Source organism: Robbsia betulipollinis, from assembly GCF_026624755.1.
In the GTDB taxonomy this organism is placed as follows: Bacteria; Pseudomonadota; Gammaproteobacteria; order Burkholderiales; family Burkholderiaceae; genus Robbsia; species Robbsia betulipollinis.
Genome location: NZ_JAPMXC010000010.1, coordinates 155,714 through 171,791, shown reverse-complemented (window position 1 = coordinate 171,791; position 16,078 = coordinate 155,714). Strand labels below are relative to the sequence as shown.

The window sequence follows — 16,078 nt, the reverse complement described above, 5'->3', positions numbered from 1 at the left end:
ACGCCACGTTCATCCACGAATGACCCAAAGGTGCAACCGTAAAAATACCCGGTTGCACCTTTTTTTTTACTACAGTACATTCGCGCCATCAGCCAGCGCTTCGGATCGGACGTCCGGCGGCGGGCAACCATTCGGGAACGGGAACATGGCAAGCACGACGCTCGGTGTCAAAGTGGACGAGCCCCTGCGGGCAAGGCTCAAGGATGCGGCGCAGCGGATCGATCGCACCCCGCACTGGTTGATCAAGCAGGCCATTTTCGCCTACCTCGAACGTATCGACGCCGGCCAGCTGCCTTCGGAGCTCAATGCCTTCGGCGCCGCCGCGGAACAGGATGCAGGCGTCGCCGACCTTCCCGGGGACGAGGCCGCCCATCACCCCTTCATGGAGTTCGCACAAGGGGTGCAACCGCAATCGGTGATGCGCGCGGCGATCACCGCGGCCTACCGGCGGCCCGAGCCCGAATGCGTGCCTTTTCTGATCGGGCATGCACGGCTGCCGGCCGCGCTGGCGGCGCAGGTGCGGACGCTGGCGACCCGTTTGGTCGAGGCGCTGCGCGGCAAGCAGACGGGCGGCGGCGTCGAGGGTCTGATTCACGAGTTCTCGCTGTCGAGCCAGGAAGGCGTGGCGCTGATGTGCCTGGCCGAAGCGCTGCTGCGCATCCCCGATCGCGCCACGCGCGACGCGCTGATCCGCGACAAGATCAGCCGCGGCAACTGGAAATCGCATGTCGGCAACGCGCCGTCGATGTTCGTCAACGCCGCCACCTGGGGGCTGATGCTGACCGGAAAACTGGTCGCGACGAACAGCGAGACCAGTCTGTCCGCCGCGCTCACGCGGATGATCGGCAAGGGCGGCGAGCCGCTGATCCGCAAGGGCGTGGACATGGCGATGCGCCTGATGGGCGAGCAGTTCGTCACCGGCGAGACGATTTCCGAGGCGTTGGCGAACAGCCGCAAGTTCGAGACGCGGGGCTTTCGCTATTCGTACGACATGCTGGGCGAGGCGGCCACCACCGAAGCGGACGCGCAACGCTACTTCGAATCGTACGAGCAGGCGATCCACGCGATCGGCAAGGCGTCGAACGGCCGCGGCATCTACGAAGGCCCGGGCATCTCGATCAAGCTCTCGGCGCTGCACCCTCGTTATTCGCGCGCGCAATACGACCGGATGACCGGTGAACTGCTGCCGCGCGTGCGCGCGCTGGCCCTGCTCGCGCGCCGCTACGACATCGGCCTGAACATCGACGCGGAAGAAGCCGACCGGCTCGAAATCTCGCTCGACCTGCTCGAGGCGTTGTGCTTCGACGAGGCGCTGGCGGGCTGGAACGGCATCGGTTTCGTCGTGCAGGCCTACCAGAAGCGCTGCCCGTACGTGCTCGACTACATCATCGACCTCGCGCGGCGCAGCCGGCACCGTCTGATGATCCGCCTGGTCAAGGGCGCGTACTGGGACAGCGAGATCAAGCGCGCGCAGGTGGACGGGCTGGAAGGGTATCCCGTCTATACCCGCAAGGTGTACACGGACGTCTCCTATCTGGCCTGCGCGAAGAAGCTGCTGGCGGCCACCGACGCGGTCTATCCACAATTCGCGACGCACAACGCGCATACGCTCTCGGCGATCTACCACCTCGCCGGGCAGAACTACTATCCCGGACAGTACGAATTCCAGTGCCTGCACGGCATGGGCGAACCGCTGTACGAAGAGGTCACGAACCGCGAGAAGCTGAACCGGCCATGCCGCGTCTACGCGCCGGTCGGCACGCATGAAACACTGCTCGCCTACCTGGTGCGCCGCCTGCTGGAAAACGGTGCGAACACTTCGTTCGTGAATCGCATCGCCGACACGTCGCTGAGCGTGGACGATCTGATCACGGACCCGGTCGAGGATGCGCTGAAGATCGCGCCGCCCGGCGCGCCGCATGCGAAGATCCCGCTGCCGCGTCAGTTGTACGGCACGGAACGCCCCAACTCGATGGGGCTCGATCTGTCGAACGAGCACCGGCTGGCGTCGCTGTCGTCGGCGCTGCTCAACGGCGTGGGCATGCCCTGGCAGGCGGCGCCGATGCTCGATGGCGGCGATGGCGCCAATGGCGCCGGCGTCGCGCGCGACGTGCGCAATCCCGCCGACCACCGCGATGTCGTCGGACACGTGATCGACGCGACGCCGGCTGACGTCGACGCTGCGCTCGCGCACGCCGTCGCCGCCGCGCCGATCTGGCAGTCCACGCCGCCGGCCGAGCGCGCCGACTGTCTGGCGCGGGCGGCGGACCTGCTCGAGGCGCAGATGCCGGCGCTGCTCGGGCTGATCGTGCGCGAGGCGGGGAAATCCCTGTCGAACGCAGTGGCCGAGGTGCGCGAGGCGGTGGATTTCCTGCGTTACTACGGCGCGCAGGTGCGCAGCGAGTTCTCCAACGACACGCACCGGCCGCTCGGGCCGGTGGTCTGCATCAGCCCGTGGAATTTCCCGCTGGCCATCTTCATCGGCCAGGTGGCGGCGGCGCTCGCGGCAGGCAACACGGTGCTGGCCAAGCCGGCCGAGCAGACGCCGTTGATCGCCGCGCAGGGCATTCGCATCCTGCGCGAGGCCGGCGTGCCGGCCGGCGCGGTGCAACTGCTGCCCGGCGACGGCGAGACCGTCGGCGCGGGGCTGGTCGGCGACGCACGCACCCGCGCGGTGATGTTCACCGGATCGACCGATGTCGCGCGCCACATCGCGCGCACGCTGTCGGCGCGACTCGATCCGAACGGCAAGCCGATTCCGTTCATCGCCGAGACCGGCGGTCAGAACGCGATGATCGTCGACTCCTCGGCCCTCGCCGAGCAAGTGGTCGCCGACGTGCTGCAATCGTCGTTCGACTCGGCGGGTCAGCGGTGTTCGGCGCTGCGGGTGCTGTGCCTGCAGGAGGACGCGGCGGACCGCATCCTGACGATGCTCAAGGGCGCGATGCAGGAACTGACGGTTGGCAATCCCGACCGTTTGTCGACCGACGTCGGTCCGGTGATCGACGCCGAAGCGAAACGCACGATCGACGCGCATGTCGCGGCGATGCGCGCCCGCGGTTTCGCGGTGCATCAGGTCGCGGTGCCGGCGCCCGCCGCGGCGGGCGGCACCTTCGTGCCGCCGACGCTGATCGAAATCGACACGCTCGGTTCGCTGACGCGGGAAATCTTCGGGCCGGTGCTGCATGTGGTGCGGTATCGCCGCACGGCTCTCGACGTGTTGCTGGCATCGATCCGCGACACCGGCTACGGCCTGACGCTGGGCATTCACACGCGCATCGACGAAACCATCAGCCACGTGGTGGGTCAGGCGCGGGTGGGCAACATCTATGTGAACCGCAATGTGATCGGTGCGGTCGTCGGCGTGCAGCCGTTCGGCGGCGAAGGTCTCTCGGGGACGGGTCCGAAAGCCGGCGGCGCGCTGTACCTCTACCGTCTGCTGGCGACGCGCCCCGCGGGCCTGCCCGCAGCGCTCGGCGCGTCGGCGACGGCCGCTTCATCCGCGGCATCCGCGTCGGTCGGTACGGCCAGCACACGCAATGCCGTCGAGGCATCCACGCCGCTGCGGCAGTATCGGGACTGGCTGCGGCAGGCCGGCGATATCGCCATCGCGAGCCGGTGCGACGACTATCTCGCCCGGCCGCTCGACGGCCTCAGCGTGCAGCTCGCGGGTCCCACCGGAGAGCGAAATACCTATTCGCTGGGTGCGCGCGGCACGGTACTATGTGTGCCGATGACCGAGTTGGGCGCTCGCGCGCAATTCGCCGCGGTGCTGGCCACCGGCAACCGCGCGTTGTTCGACGGCGGCCCCGGCAAGGCGTTCGCCGCGCATCTCGGGCAGGTTCCCGGCCTGGGCGCGCGGGTTGCGGCGGCGCAGGACGACCTGGCGCGCGACGCCTTCGACGCGGCGCTCTTCGAAGGCGACGGCGACGCGCTGCGCACGCTGTCGCGGCAACTGGCCGAGCGCGACGGGCCCATCGTCACGGTGCAGGGGCTGCCGGCCGGCGCCATCGAGGATGGCGAGGACTACATACTAGAGCGTCTGCTGCTCGAGCGCTCCGTCAGCGTCAATACGGCGGCGGCGGGCGGGAATGCGAATCTGATGACGATCGGCTAGGGCCGGGTCGTGCCGCGAAAAACAGGAACGGAACACCCGTCAACGGCGCGTTCCCGCCTGGCGGATCGTCAAGCAGGGGAGGAGGGCCCGCACGGGGCGGTCCCTTTACATGGTCGTCACGGGTGACACCGTGGTCAAGGAGAGCAGGATGGATAGCAGCAAGAAGAACACGACCGAGCGCACCACCGCGCGTCTGGCATGCGCGGCCCTGATCGGCGCGATGTCGCTGGGCACCGCGGGCGCGGCCTATGCCGACGACGTGCGCATCGGCGCGGCAAGTCCGCTGACCGGTCCGCAGGCGCATTACGGCACGGACTTCACCAACGGCGTCATCCTCGCCGTCGAGGACTTCAACGCGACGAAACCGGTGATCGGCGGCAAGCCGGTCCATATCGTGCTGGATGCCCAGGACGACCAGGCGGACCCGCGCACGGCCACGGCGGTCGCGCAGAAACTCGTCGACAGCGGCATCAAGGGCATGCTCGGGCACTTCAACTCGGGCACCTCGATCCCCGCCTCGCGCATCTATGCGCAGGCCGGCATTCCGCAGGTGTCGATGGCGACCGCGCCCGAGTACACGCAGCAGGGCTTCAAGACCACCTTCCGGATGATGACCTCGGACATCCAGCAAGGCGCGGTCGATGGCCGCTTCGTCGTGAGCGATCTGAAGCTCAAGCGAATCGCGATCATCGACGATCGCACCGCGTACGGTCAGGGCCTCGCGGATCAGTTCGAGAAGGCGGCGAAGGCCGCGGGCGGCACGATCGTCGATCGTGAATTCACGAACGACAAGGCCGTGGACTTCCGCGCGATCCTGACGAAGATCAAAGCCTCGGCGCCGCAGGCGATCTTCTACGGCGGCGCCGATGCGCAGGCGGCCCCGTTGTCCAAGCAGATGCATTCGCTGGGCATCAAGGCGACGCTGGTGGGCGGCGAGATGGTCAAGACGCCGACTTTCCTGAAGATCGCCGGCGAAGCGGGCGAGGGTACGGTCGCGTCGCTGGCGGGCTTGCCGCTGGCGGACATGCCGGGCGGTGGCGCCTATGTCGCGAAGTACAAAAAGCGTTTCGGTATGGATGTCGAAACGTATTCGCCGTATTCGTACGACGGCGCGATGGCACTGTTCACGGCGATGAAGAACGCCGATTCGACCGAGCCGAGCAAGTATCTGCCCTTCCTTGCGAAGATCAAGATGGCGGGCGTCACCACGCCGGATCTCCAATACGACGCGCATGGCGACTTGAAGAACGGCGGCATCACGATGTATCAGGTCAAGAACGGCGAGTGGACCGTTCTGAAGAGCCTCGGCGGCAAGTGACGCGGTATCACGCTTGCTGACGCTTTCAACGCCGGCGCATAGCGAGCTGCTGATCCGCAAGAGCCGCTTCATCGGCTGCGTCGAGCCGATGGCGGATCGCGCGGCCGCGCAGCATCGCGTCGCGGCGTTGCGCGTCGCCCATCCCGGCGCGGCGCACGTCTGCTGGGCGCTGCTGGCCGGCGGCCAGTCCGCTGCGGTGGACGACGGCGAGCCCGGCGGCACCGCCGGGCGGCCGATGCTCGACGTGCTGCGCCACCAGCAGCTCGACGGCGTGCTCGCGACGGTCGTGCGGTATTTCGGCGGCATCAAGCTGGGTGCCGGCGGTCTCGTGCGCGCGTACACCGACGCGGTCGCCCAGGCCCTGCTCGGCGCCGACAAGATCCCCATCCTGCGTTTGCGCGAACTCGCGTGCCTGGTCCCCTATGCCCTGGAGGGCATGCTGCGCCGCCAGATCGAGCGTGCCGGCGCGACGCTGCTGCATGTCGAGCACGGCACGCTGGTCACCGTGCGTTTCACGCTCGTCGAAGACGCCGCCGGTGCCTTCATCGCCGGCGTCAACGAAGCGGGGCAGGGGCGGGTGGGCTGGCTGGACTGAAACATCCGCGAGCAGGAATCGATCGAAGGTGGCGCGTGGCCGGCGTGGGCACGATTCGCGACAAACCGTCACTATGAAGGGTGAGCCGTCGTTGCTTCCCGGTGCTGTCCGGTGCTTCGCGAGGCATTGGCGGCCCTTCACGTCCTCACGCCTCCGGAGTGTCACCATGAGCAGCGATCGGCATCGTCGCACCGCGCGTCGCGCGCATTCAGGCGTCTTTTCATGAGCCGCCGCGGCTGGCGGCGCGCGGGCGGCGCGCTGGGCGGTCTCGCGGTGCTGGGCGCCGTCACTGCCTACGGCATCGGGACCGGCGCCTTCGGCTTCGACGGTCTGGGGCTGTCCGCCCGCCCCTATCGGGGGCCGGTGAGCGACCATTTCGACGGCCGGCGCTTTCACGACATCCCGCCGGCGCCACGCACCAGTTTCTTCGACGTGCTGCGCTGGCAGACCGAACGTCCGGCCGACACGTGGCGCGATCAGCCGGTAGCCGCGCACCCGGCGCTGCCCGAGCGGGTCGACAACGGCGCGCAATTGCTCGTCACCTTCGTCAATCATTCGACGGTCCTGATCCAGCACCGTGGCCTGAACATCCTCGCCGATCCGGTCTGGTCCGAGCACGCCGGCCCGCTGGGACGTTTCGGCCCGAAGCGGCACACGCCGCCGGGCATCGCCTTCGACGCCCTGCCACCGATCGACGTCATCGTCCTCACCCACAATCATTACGATCATTTCGATGTGCCGACGCTCGCGCGTCTCGCGGCGCGGCGGCCGCAGACGATGGTCGTCACCGGTCTGGGCAACGGCGCGCCGCTGCGTCGCGCGGGTTTCACCAACGTGCACGAAATGGACTGGTGGCAGGGCATGCCGCTCAACGCCGCGGTCGGCGTCACCGCCGTGCCGATGCGCCACTGGTCCGAACGCATGCCCTGGAACGCCAACGCCACGCTATGGGAAGGCTTCGTGTTCACGTCGCCGGACGGCCCGGTGCTGGTCTCGGGCGACACCACCGGCGGATCCCATTTCGCCCGGATCCGCCAGCGGTTCGGGCGGTTTCGCTTCGCCGCCCTGCCGATCGGGGCCTACGAGCCGCGCTGGTTCATGCACCTGAGTCATATGGCACCCGACGAGACCGTCGCGTCCGCGCTGATGCTGGAGGCCGCCTCGACCCTGGGCGTGCATTTCGGCACGTTCCGCCTGTCCGACGAGGCGCAGTTCGCGCCGCCACGCGATTTTGCCGAGGCGGTGCGGCAGCGCGGCCTGGATCCGGCGAACTACCGCGCGCTGCGGCCCGGCGAACAATGGGACGTGCCGCCGCTGCCGGGTTGAGGCTGGATGCGCCGGTTTCAGTGCGACCTTCGGTGGTACCATGACGCGCACAGTCAGGTCTCCAGTCAAAACGCCATGAATTCCCCAGCCAACACGACAGAACTGCCGGTGATCCTGACCGGCGACCGCCCCACCGGCCCGCTGCACCTCGGCCACTTCATCGGCAGTCTGCGCAACCGCGTCAGCTATCAGCAAACCGCCAGGCAGTTCGTCATGCTCGCCGACGCGCAGGCACTGACCGACAATATGGACGATGTCGCGAAGGTGCATCGCAACGTCATCGAGGTCGCGCTCGACTACCTGGCCGTGGGTATCGATCCCGCGCAGTCGACGATCTTCATCCAGTCGCAGGTTCCCGAGCTGACCGAGCTGACGTTCTACTACCTGAACCTCGTGACGGTGGCGCGCCTCGAGCGCAACCCCACGGTCAAGGAAGAGATCCGTCTGCGTGGTTTCGAACGCGATATCCCGGCGGGCTTCCTGACCTACCCGGCGAGCCAGGCGGCGGACATCACCGCGTTCAAGGCCAGGCTGGTGCCGGTCGGCGAGGATCAGATCCCGATGATCGAGCAGACCAACGAAATCGTGCGGCGCTTCAACCGCATCGCCGGGCGTCCCGTGCTGGTGGAGGCGGAAGCGCGCGTGCCCGAGATCGGCCGGCTGCCGGGCGTCGACGGCAAGGCGAAGATGAGCAAATCGCTGGGCAACACGATCAATCTGGGCGCGACGCCCGACGAGATCCGCAGCCAGGTCAAGCGCGTTTATACCGACCCGCTGCATCTGCGCGTGGCCGATCCGGGCCATCTGGAAGGCAATGTCGCGTTCCTGTATCTCGACGCCTTCGACACCGACAAAGCCGCGTTGGAAGAGATGAAGGCGCACTACGTGCGCGGCGGCCTGGCCGACAGCCTCGTCAAGGCACGTCTGGAAACCGTGCTGCAGGCGTTGCTCGCGCCCATTCGCGAGCGTCGCCAGCACTACGAGCAGGATCGCGCGCAGGTGCTGCAGATGCTGCGGGAAGGCACCGAGAAAGCGCGGGAAGTGGCCGCGCGCACCACCGACGACGTCAGGGCCGCGCTGGGACTCAAGTACTTCTGAGCGCGGTGCTCCGCCTGGGCGTCTGTCTTGTGGGTAGCCGCGGGCGGCCTGGGCTGCTTTACGGGCCGCCCGTGAATGTCCACGGGCGCGCCTTTACGGCACGCGATGGAAGTCGTCCTCCGCCTGCGGCGGCAGCTTGATCGACAGCACCTTGAAATTGCCTTCGCTGGCGTGCGAGCCGGCGTGATTCGTGCCCTTGGGGATGATGATCACGTCGCCGGGATGCACGTCGCGCATCGTATCGCCCAGCCAGAACTTGCCGGTTCCCGAAATGACGTACTGGATTTCGTCGGTCTCGGCGTGATAGTGCTTCGGCGAATCACCGGCCTGTACGGCGATCGTGCCATTGGGCGTCTTCAACAGCGTCTTCGAGCGCAAGGTACCGTGATTCGGCTGGATCGGGCCGACTTCGGCGTCGGTCATGGCCTGCAAGTCGATGATGCGCGCGCCGGTGCTAGTGCTAGTGCCGGTGCCTTGCGCCTGTGCGCCCAGTGATGCGGTGATGCCGGCCGCGAACAGCAGGGTGATGACGGCGCTTGTCGGCGAAGCGCGGCGACGGACCAGCTTAGGCATGATATTCCTCGAGCAGTGCATGATGGTGCGCCTGGGGCCTGGCGTGAAGCGGCACCTCGGACAGCGCGCCGGACAGGCGGCCGGTGTCCAGCATACGCGCCTGCGTGAACAGGCGGTGAAAATCGTCCGCGGTCGCGGCTTCGATTTCGATATCGCCCATGCCGATCACCAGCCGGCGCCCGGGCGTGTCTTCCAGCCAGGCGACCGCCGCCTTCTCGAACGTCGCGCCGATCAGGTCGCGGAAGGCGATCAGGTAGCGCGCGATCGCTTCCGGCTCGCCATTCGGCACGGAGGACGGGTGGGCTCCTGGCGCGGGCCGCAGTGTCAGGCCTCGCCGGCGCAGCTGTTCGGTCAATTGCCACGCGTCGTGCTGATACGCGGCGCGCGTCTCCTGGCTTTGGTCCGGCAGCAATGCCAGACGGACGAAATCGTATGAGGGCACGGCCCCTCCTGTCGGGTAATGGCCGCGCCCGGAAACGGGCACCGCGGGATACGACGAGGGATCGCATGATCCCTTCCAACCGGGTTAACGGCCGGGGGCCGAAGAACTTGAGGTCGGCTGACGGCGTCGCGCGCCCGCGGTCCGCCAGCCGGCGGTTCAGCATTCGGTGATGTTGACCGCGAGGCCACCGCGTGACGTTTCCTTGTATTTGGTTTTCATGTCGGCGCCGGTCTCGCGCATCGTCTTGATCACCGAATCCAGCGAAACATAGTGATCGCCGTCGCTTTGCAACGCCATGCGCGACGCATTGAGCGCCTTGACCGCGCCCATCGCATTGCGCTCGATGCAGGGAATCTGGACGCGCCCGCCCACCGGGTCGCACGTCAGCCCCAGGTTGTGCTCCATGCCGATTTCCGCCGCATACTCGACCTGTTCCGGCGTGCCGCCCATCACCGCCGTGAGCCCCGCGGCGGCCATCGAGCAGGCGACGCCCACCTCTCCCTGACATCCCACCTCGGCGCCCGAGATCGACGCGTTCAGCTTGTACAGCAGACCGATCGCCGCCGCGCTCAGCAGAAAGGTCTCGACGCCCGCCGGATTCGCGTCCGGCACGAAACGCGTGTAGTAGTGCAGCACCGCCGGGATGATGCCGGCCGCGCCGTTGGTCGGCGCGGTGACGACCCGCCCGCCCGCCGCGTTCTGCTCGTTGACGGCGATCGCGAACAGATTGAGCCAGTCGATGCTCGACAGCGGATCGACCTGGCCCGATGCGCTGCGTGCGCTGAGGTTCCGATAGAGTTCGGGTGCCCGCCGACGCACGTGCAACGGGCCCGGGAGCGTCAGTCCCGGCACCGCCATCGGCTGGCCGTCGTCGACGGCATGCCGCGCGGCTGGCGCGCTCGCCGTGCACCCCTGCACGACGCATTCCTGCATCACCTGCCAGATCCGCGCGAGTTCTTCGTGGATTCGGGCATCGGTGCGTGCCACTTGTTCATTGGCCCACATCATCTGCGCGATCGACAGGCCCGATGTCCGCGCCATGTCGAGCATCTGCGCGCCGGAGCGGAACGGGAAGGGCGCCGCGGGCGCCGGCGGGAGCGGGAGCTTGAGCAGGCCGCCGGTGCCGGGTGCCGTGACGCCAGAGGTGGCACCGGCCTCGGCGGCGTCTGCACCGGCGACATCGGCCCCGGCAGTTTCCGCCTCATCGGCACCACCACGGGCCTCGGCAGCCCCGCCGGCCGCGAGCGGCACCACGAACCCGCCCCCCACCGACAGATACGTCGTCTCGCGCACGATGGCGCCCGCCGCGTCGCGGGCGCTCAGTGTCAGTGCATTGGGATGCGCCGGGAGTGCCTGCCGGTAGAAGCCGATCTGGTCGCGGGGCTTGAAATCGATCGTGTGACGCCCAAGCAACGCCAGCCGGCAGGTTTGCGTCACGGTCAGCAGGCGCGCGTCGATCGACGTGGCGTCGATCGTATCCGGAGCCTCGCCCATCAACCCCAGCATCACGCCACGGTCCGTGCCGTGGCCGCGCCCGGTCGCCCCCAGGGACCCGTACAGGCCGACCTTGACCGACGCCACCTGCTCGAGCCGTCCCGCGCGTGCCAGCGCTTCGACGAACAGCAAGGCCGCCCGCATCGGTCCGACGGTGTGCGAACTCGACGGTCCGATACCGATCTTGAAAAGATCAAAGACGCTGACTGCCATTACCGGTGAATCTCCAGTTCCCGCGTGCTTGGGCCATGCCAACTACCCGCACGTATCGAGCCTGCACCCTGGCGCCGCACCGGCTCATCGCACCGGCCTGTCGTCGAGCCGGGCCGCGGGGACCTTCGCCTACAAGTATTCCGTGATGTCCGGGCAGGAACAGACCAGATTGCGGTCGCCATAGGCATTGTCCGCCCGGCCCACCGGCGGCCAGTACTTCGCCGCCAGCAGCGATTTCACCGGATAGGCCGCCAGTTCGCGCGCGTAGGCATGCGGCCAGGCGTCGTCGGTGACCACGGCCGCCGTATGCGGCGCATGCTTGAGCGGATTGTCCTCGCGATCGGCATCGCCGCGTTCCACCGCGCGGATCTCCTCGCGGATCACCACCATCGCCGCCACGAAGCGGTCGAGCTCGTGCTTCGATTCCGACTCCGTCGGCTCGATCATCAGCGTGCCCGGCACCGGGAAACTCATCGTCGGCGCATGGAAACCATAATCGATCAGGCGCTTGGCGACGTCGTCGACGGTGATGCCGCTGCTGTCCTTGATCGGGCGCAGATCGATGATGCACTCGTGCGCGACCAGTCCGCCCGGGCCCGAATACAGCACCGGATAATGGTCGGCGAGCCGGCGCGCCACGTAGTTCGCCGCGAGGATCGCGTTCTCGCTGGCGGCGCGCAGGCCCGCGGCGCCCATCATCGCGATATACATCCACGAGATCGGCAGGATGCCCGCCGAGCCGTACGGTGCGCCCGAGACCGCGCCGATACCCTCCGCACCCCGTTCATAGCCCACCGCCGTCGCGTTCGGCAGAAAGCGCGCGAGATGCGCACCCACCGCCACCGGCCCCACGCCCGGGCCGCCGCCGCCGTGCGGAATGCAGAAGGTCTTGTGCAGGTTCAGGTGCGATACGTCGCCGCCGAACTCGCCCGGCGCGGCCAGTCCGACCATCGCGTTCATGTTCGCGCCGTCCACATAGACCTGGCCGCCATGCTCATGGACGATGTCGCAGATCTCGCGCACCCGCGCTTCGAACACGCCGTGCGTCGACGGGTAGGTGATCATGATCGCCGCGAGCGCCGCCGCGTGCTGTTCTGCTTTCGCGCGCAGATCGTCCAGATCGACATTGCCGGCCGCGTCGCAGGCCACCACCACCACCTTCATGCCGACCATCTGCGCCGACGCCGGGTTGGTGCCGTGCGCGGATGCCGGAATCAGGCAGACGTCGCGGTGCGCGTCGCCGCGCGACGCATGGTAGGCACGAATGATCAGCAGGCCCGCGTATTCGCCTTGCGAACCCGCGTTCGGCTGCAGCGACACCGCCGCGTAACCGGTGCAGGCCGCCAGCATGGCCTCGAGCTGAGCGATCATCTCGCGATATCCGGCGGTCTGGGACGCCGGCGCGAACGGATGGATCCCGCCGAATTCCGGCCAGGTCACCGGCAGCATCTCGGCGGTCGCGTTCAGCTTCATCGTGCAGGAGCCGAGCGGAATCATCGTCCGATCGAGCGCCAGGTCGCGGTCCGACAGCCGACGCAGATAGCGCAGCATCTCGGTCTCGCTGTGATACTGGTTGAACACCGGATGCGTCAGGAAGGCGCTTTCCCGGGTGAGCCCGGCGGGCCAGCTGGGTGCCGCGGCCTGGCGGACCGTCGCGTCGAGCGCGCCGATATCGACATGCGCGGTCGCCGCCGTGCCGGCGTTCGCGAACAGCTCGAAGATCGCGTCCAGGTCGGCACGCGTCGTGGTTTCGTCGAACGACAGGCCCAGGTGCGTGTCGTCGATCCGGCGGAAATTGAAGCCCGCGGCGTCGGCCGCGGCGTGCAGGCCAGCCGTCGCGCCGGCGCTGAGAATCGTCAGCGTATCGAAGAACGTCGCGTTGACGACCGTCCAGCCCAGGCTGCGCAGGCCCGCGGCGGCGATTGCCGTGAAGCGGTTGACGCGCGCCGCGATCGCCCGCAGGCCGGCCGGCCCGTGGTAGACCGCGTACATGCTGGCCATGATCGCCAGCAGGGCCTGCGCGGTGCAGATGTTCGACGTCGCCTTCTCGCGGCGGATATGCTGTTCGCGCGTTTGCAGCGCGAGCCGCAGGGCGGGCTTGCCCTGCGCGTCGATCGTCACGCCGACCAGCCGGCCCGGCAACTGGCGCTTGAGTTCGTCGCGCACCGCCATATAGGCCGCGTGCGGGCCGCCGAAGCCCATCGGCACGCCGAAGCGCTGGGTATTGCCCACCGCCACGTCCGCGCCCCATTCGCCGGGCGCGGCCAGCGTCGTCAACGCCAGCAGGTCGGCCGCGACCACCACCTTGGCGCCGGCCGCGCGCAGCGTGGCCACCAGCGCGCGATCGTCGCGCACCTCGCCGCCCACGCCGGGGTATTGCAGCAGCACGCCGAAGGCGCCGGCGCTCGCGGCCTGATCCGCCGGCCCCACCACGATCTCGATACCGATCGGCTGGGCGCGGGTGCGCAGCACCTCGATGGTTTGCGGCAGCACATCGTCCGCGACGAAGAACACCGTCGACGCGGCCTTGCCGGCACGCTTGACCAGCGTCATCGCCTCGGCCGCCGCCGTGGCTTCGTCGAGCATCGACGCGTTCGCCACCGCCAGCCCGGTCAGGTCGGTGATCATCTGCTGAAAGTTGAGCAGCGCCTCCAGACGGCCCTGCGAGATCTCCGGCTGGTAGGGCGTATAGGCGGTGTACCAGGCCGGATTCTCGAGCACGTTGCGCAGAATCACGTTCGGCGTGTGCGTATCGTGGTAACCCTGGCCGATCAGACTGCGCCGCACCTGGTTCCGGCTCGCCAGCGCGCGCAGCGCGGCCAGCGCCGACGCCTCGTCGCGCGGCACGGTGAAATCGCCCAGCGGCAACGCGTCGGCGCGCCGGATGCCGGCCGGCACCACCGCATCGATCAGCGCCGCGCGACTGTCATAGCCCAGCACGTCCAGCATCGCGCGCTCGTCGGCGGAATCGGGACCGATATGGCGCGCGACGAACGCGTCCGGACGTTCCAGCGCGTCCAGCGACAAGGAAGACGGCGCGGCACCGGGGTTGACCGTTTCTGCGGCATGCGAGGCGGCGGGCGTGGGACGGGTATCGAGCATGATCGGGCGTTCGGGAAAAGGAATCTGGCGCGGTATCGGCGCGGGGGCATCGGGCTAGGAAGCGTCGTCCCGCCGCGCCCGACGGCGCTGGCGGTCATGCATCGACGACCAGGGTTCGCTGCTAGTGCTGCTGGTGCTGCTGGTGCTGCCGGCCGTTGCGGGCTCGCCGCATATCGGCCGTTGTCGCTGCGTGGACTATTCGCCGATCGACTGGCGATACTGTTCGGCGCTCAGCAGCTTGTCGGTTGCGGCGGGGTCGCTCGGTTTGATCTTGAACAACCACGCCTCGTACGGCTTGCCGTTCACCGCATCCGGCGAATTCGCCAGATCCGCGTTCGACGCCACGATCTCGCCCGCCACCGGCGCGTAGATGTCCGATGCCGCCTTGACGGATTCGACCACCGCGACGGTATCGCCCGCGGCGATCTGGCGCCCGGCTTCCGGCAGGTCGATGAACACGATGTCGCCCAGCGCTTCCTGCGCGTGGTCGCTGATGCCCACGGTCAGGGTGCCGTCGCTCTCGGTGCGAACCCACTCGTGGGATTCCGCGAATTTCAGGTCGTCGGGGGTGCTCATAGGTATTTCTCCAATATTGGGGTGTCGTGCCGCATCCCCGGCACGTGCGGGGCGGCGATGCTGACGGACGGGACGGCGCGGGCTATAGCGCCACCAGCGTCCTGCCGTTGCGTACGAAAGGCAATTTAACCACGGTCGCGGGCAACTGTTTGTCCCGCACGACCACCTGCACGGTGTCGCCCGGCTGCACGCCCGTCGGCACCCGCGCGAACGCGATCGAGCGCTGCAGCGACGGCGAGAACGTACCGCTCGTGATCTCGCCGTCGCCTGCCTGCGTCAGCACCTTCTGGTGGCCGCGCAGCACGCCGCCGCCGCCCTGCAGCAGCAGGCCGACGAAAGCGGCGCGCTGACCGTCGGCGTCCAGCGCCGGACGGCCCAGGAAAGCGCGTTCGGTCGATCGGTCGACCGTCCAGGCAAGGCCCGCGTCCAGCGGCGAAACGGCATCGTCCATGTCCTGGCCGTAGAGATTCATGCCGGCTTCCAGCCGCAGCGTGTCGCGTGCCCCCAGGCCCGCCGGGCGCACGCCAGCCGCGCGCAACGCCTGCCACAGCGCCGCCGACCGGCGCGCCTCGCAGACGATCTCGAAGCCATCCTCGCCGGTATAGCCGGTACGCGCGATCATCAACGGACCGAACGGCGAATCCGCCAGGCGGGCGGCATGGAAAGGCCTGAGCGCCTCGCTGAGCACCTGTGCGCCCGGAATCGCTTCCCAGACCTTTTCCCGCGCCAGCGGGCCCTGCACCGCGATGATGCCCAGATCCGGGCGCGGCGCGATCGACACGTCGAAGCCGCCTTCCGCGTTCTGCTGACCGATCCACGCCAGATCCTTGTCCGCGGTACCGGCGTTGACGATCAGGCGGAACGACTGTTCGTCGAAGAAATAGACGATCAGATCGTCGATCACGCCGCCCGCGCCGTTGAGCATGCAGGAGTAGAGGGCCCGTCCCGGCGTCTGCAGCTTTGCGACATCGTTCGCCAGCAGGCGCTGCAGGAAGGGGCGGACCGCGACACCGGTGAGATCGATCGCGCGCATGTGCGACACGTCGAACATGCCCGCCGCGGATCGCACGCCCTGGTGTTCCTCGATCTGGGAGCCGTAGTTCACAGGCATGTCCCAGCCGCCGAAATCGACCATGCGCGCGCCAGCGGCGCGATGGACATCGTTCAAAGCGGTTTTATGCAATTCGGTCATTCAGGCGCCCCGGCAGGAATCGGAAAACAATG

General features: G+C 68.1%; 11 protein-coding genes. 5 read left to right on the top strand and 6 right to left on the bottom strand.

Annotation, left to right across the window (positions count from 1 at the left end; translation table 11 throughout):
• Window positions 1-19 precede the first annotated feature (19 nt).
• The 5 genes from putA (at window position 20) to trpS (ending at window position 8,454) form a co-directional block, all read left to right on the top strand.
• Entirely contained in the window at window positions 20-4,117 is a 4,098-nt protein-coding gene (gene putA, locus OVY01_RS18580) for a trifunctional transcriptional regulator/proline dehydrogenase/L-glutamate gamma-semialdehyde dehydrogenase (protein ID WP_432422280.1), read from the top strand.
• Window positions 4,118-4,265: 148 nt separating this feature from the next.
• Window positions 4,266-5,435 (top strand): branched-chain amino acid ABC transporter substrate-binding protein, encoded by a 1,170-nt coding sequence (locus OVY01_RS18575; protein ID WP_267849052.1) that lies wholly within the window; start codon window positions 4,266-4,268, stop codon window positions 5,433-5,435.
• A 13-nt stretch (window positions 5,436-5,448) separates the two neighbouring features.
• On the top strand, window positions 5,449-6,030 hold the full coding sequence (locus tag OVY01_RS18570; protein WP_267849050.1) for an IMPACT family protein: 582 nt from the start codon (window positions 5,449-5,451) through the stop codon (window positions 6,028-6,030).
• Window positions 6,031-6,252: 222 nt separating this feature from the next.
• Window positions 6,253-7,356, top strand: a complete 1,104-nt coding sequence (locus tag OVY01_RS18565) for an MBL fold metallo-hydrolase (RefSeq protein WP_267849048.1) — start codon at window positions 6,253-6,255, stop codon at window positions 7,354-7,356.
• Window positions 7,357-7,431: 75 nt separating this feature from the next.
• Window positions 7,432-8,454 (top strand): tryptophan--tRNA ligase, encoded by a 1,023-nt coding sequence (trpS, locus tag OVY01_RS18560; protein ID WP_267849047.1) that lies wholly within the window; start codon window positions 7,432-7,434, stop codon window positions 8,452-8,454.
• A gap of 93 nt (window positions 8,455-8,547) precedes the next feature.
• Here the strand turns inward: trpS and OVY01_RS18555 are convergent, their stop codons facing one another.
• The 6 genes from OVY01_RS18555 to gcvT form a co-directional block, all read right to left on the bottom strand.
• Complete coding sequence (locus OVY01_RS18555; protein WP_267849046.1) at window positions 8,548-9,027, bottom strand: cupin domain-containing protein; 480 nt, start codon at window positions 9,025-9,027, stop codon at window positions 8,548-8,550.
• On the bottom strand, window positions 9,020-9,469 hold the full coding sequence (locus tag OVY01_RS18550; protein WP_267849045.1) for a hypothetical protein: 450 nt from the start codon (window positions 9,467-9,469) through the stop codon (window positions 9,020-9,022). Before OVY01_RS18550 ends, OVY01_RS18555 begins: the two co-directional genes overlap by 8 nt.
• 156 nt (window positions 9,470-9,625) lie before the next feature.
• Window positions 9,626-11,176 (bottom strand): L-serine ammonia-lyase, encoded by a 1,551-nt coding sequence (locus tag OVY01_RS18545; protein WP_267849044.1) that lies wholly within the window; start codon window positions 11,174-11,176, stop codon window positions 9,626-9,628.
• A 129-nt stretch (window positions 11,177-11,305) separates the two neighbouring features.
• Window positions 11,306-14,278 carry an aminomethyl-transferring glycine dehydrogenase gene (gene gcvP, locus OVY01_RS18540; RefSeq protein WP_267849043.1) on the bottom strand — a complete coding sequence of 991 codons (2,973 nt, stop codon included), beginning with the start codon at window positions 14,276-14,278 and terminating at the stop codon, window positions 11,306-11,308.
• A 195-nt stretch (window positions 14,279-14,473) separates the two neighbouring features.
• The gene (gene gcvH / locus OVY01_RS18535; RefSeq protein WP_267849042.1) at window positions 14,474-14,854 is read right to left on the bottom strand and encodes a glycine cleavage system protein GcvH; all 381 of its coding nucleotides are present in this window, start codon (window positions 14,852-14,854) and stop codon (window positions 14,474-14,476) included.
• Between the two features lie 82 nt (window positions 14,855-14,936).
• On the bottom strand, window positions 14,937-16,046 hold the full coding sequence (gcvT, locus tag OVY01_RS18530) for a glycine cleavage system aminomethyltransferase GcvT (RefSeq protein ID WP_267849041.1): 1,110 nt from the start codon (window positions 16,044-16,046) through the stop codon (window positions 14,937-14,939).
• Window positions 16,047-16,078 lie beyond the last annotated feature (32 nt).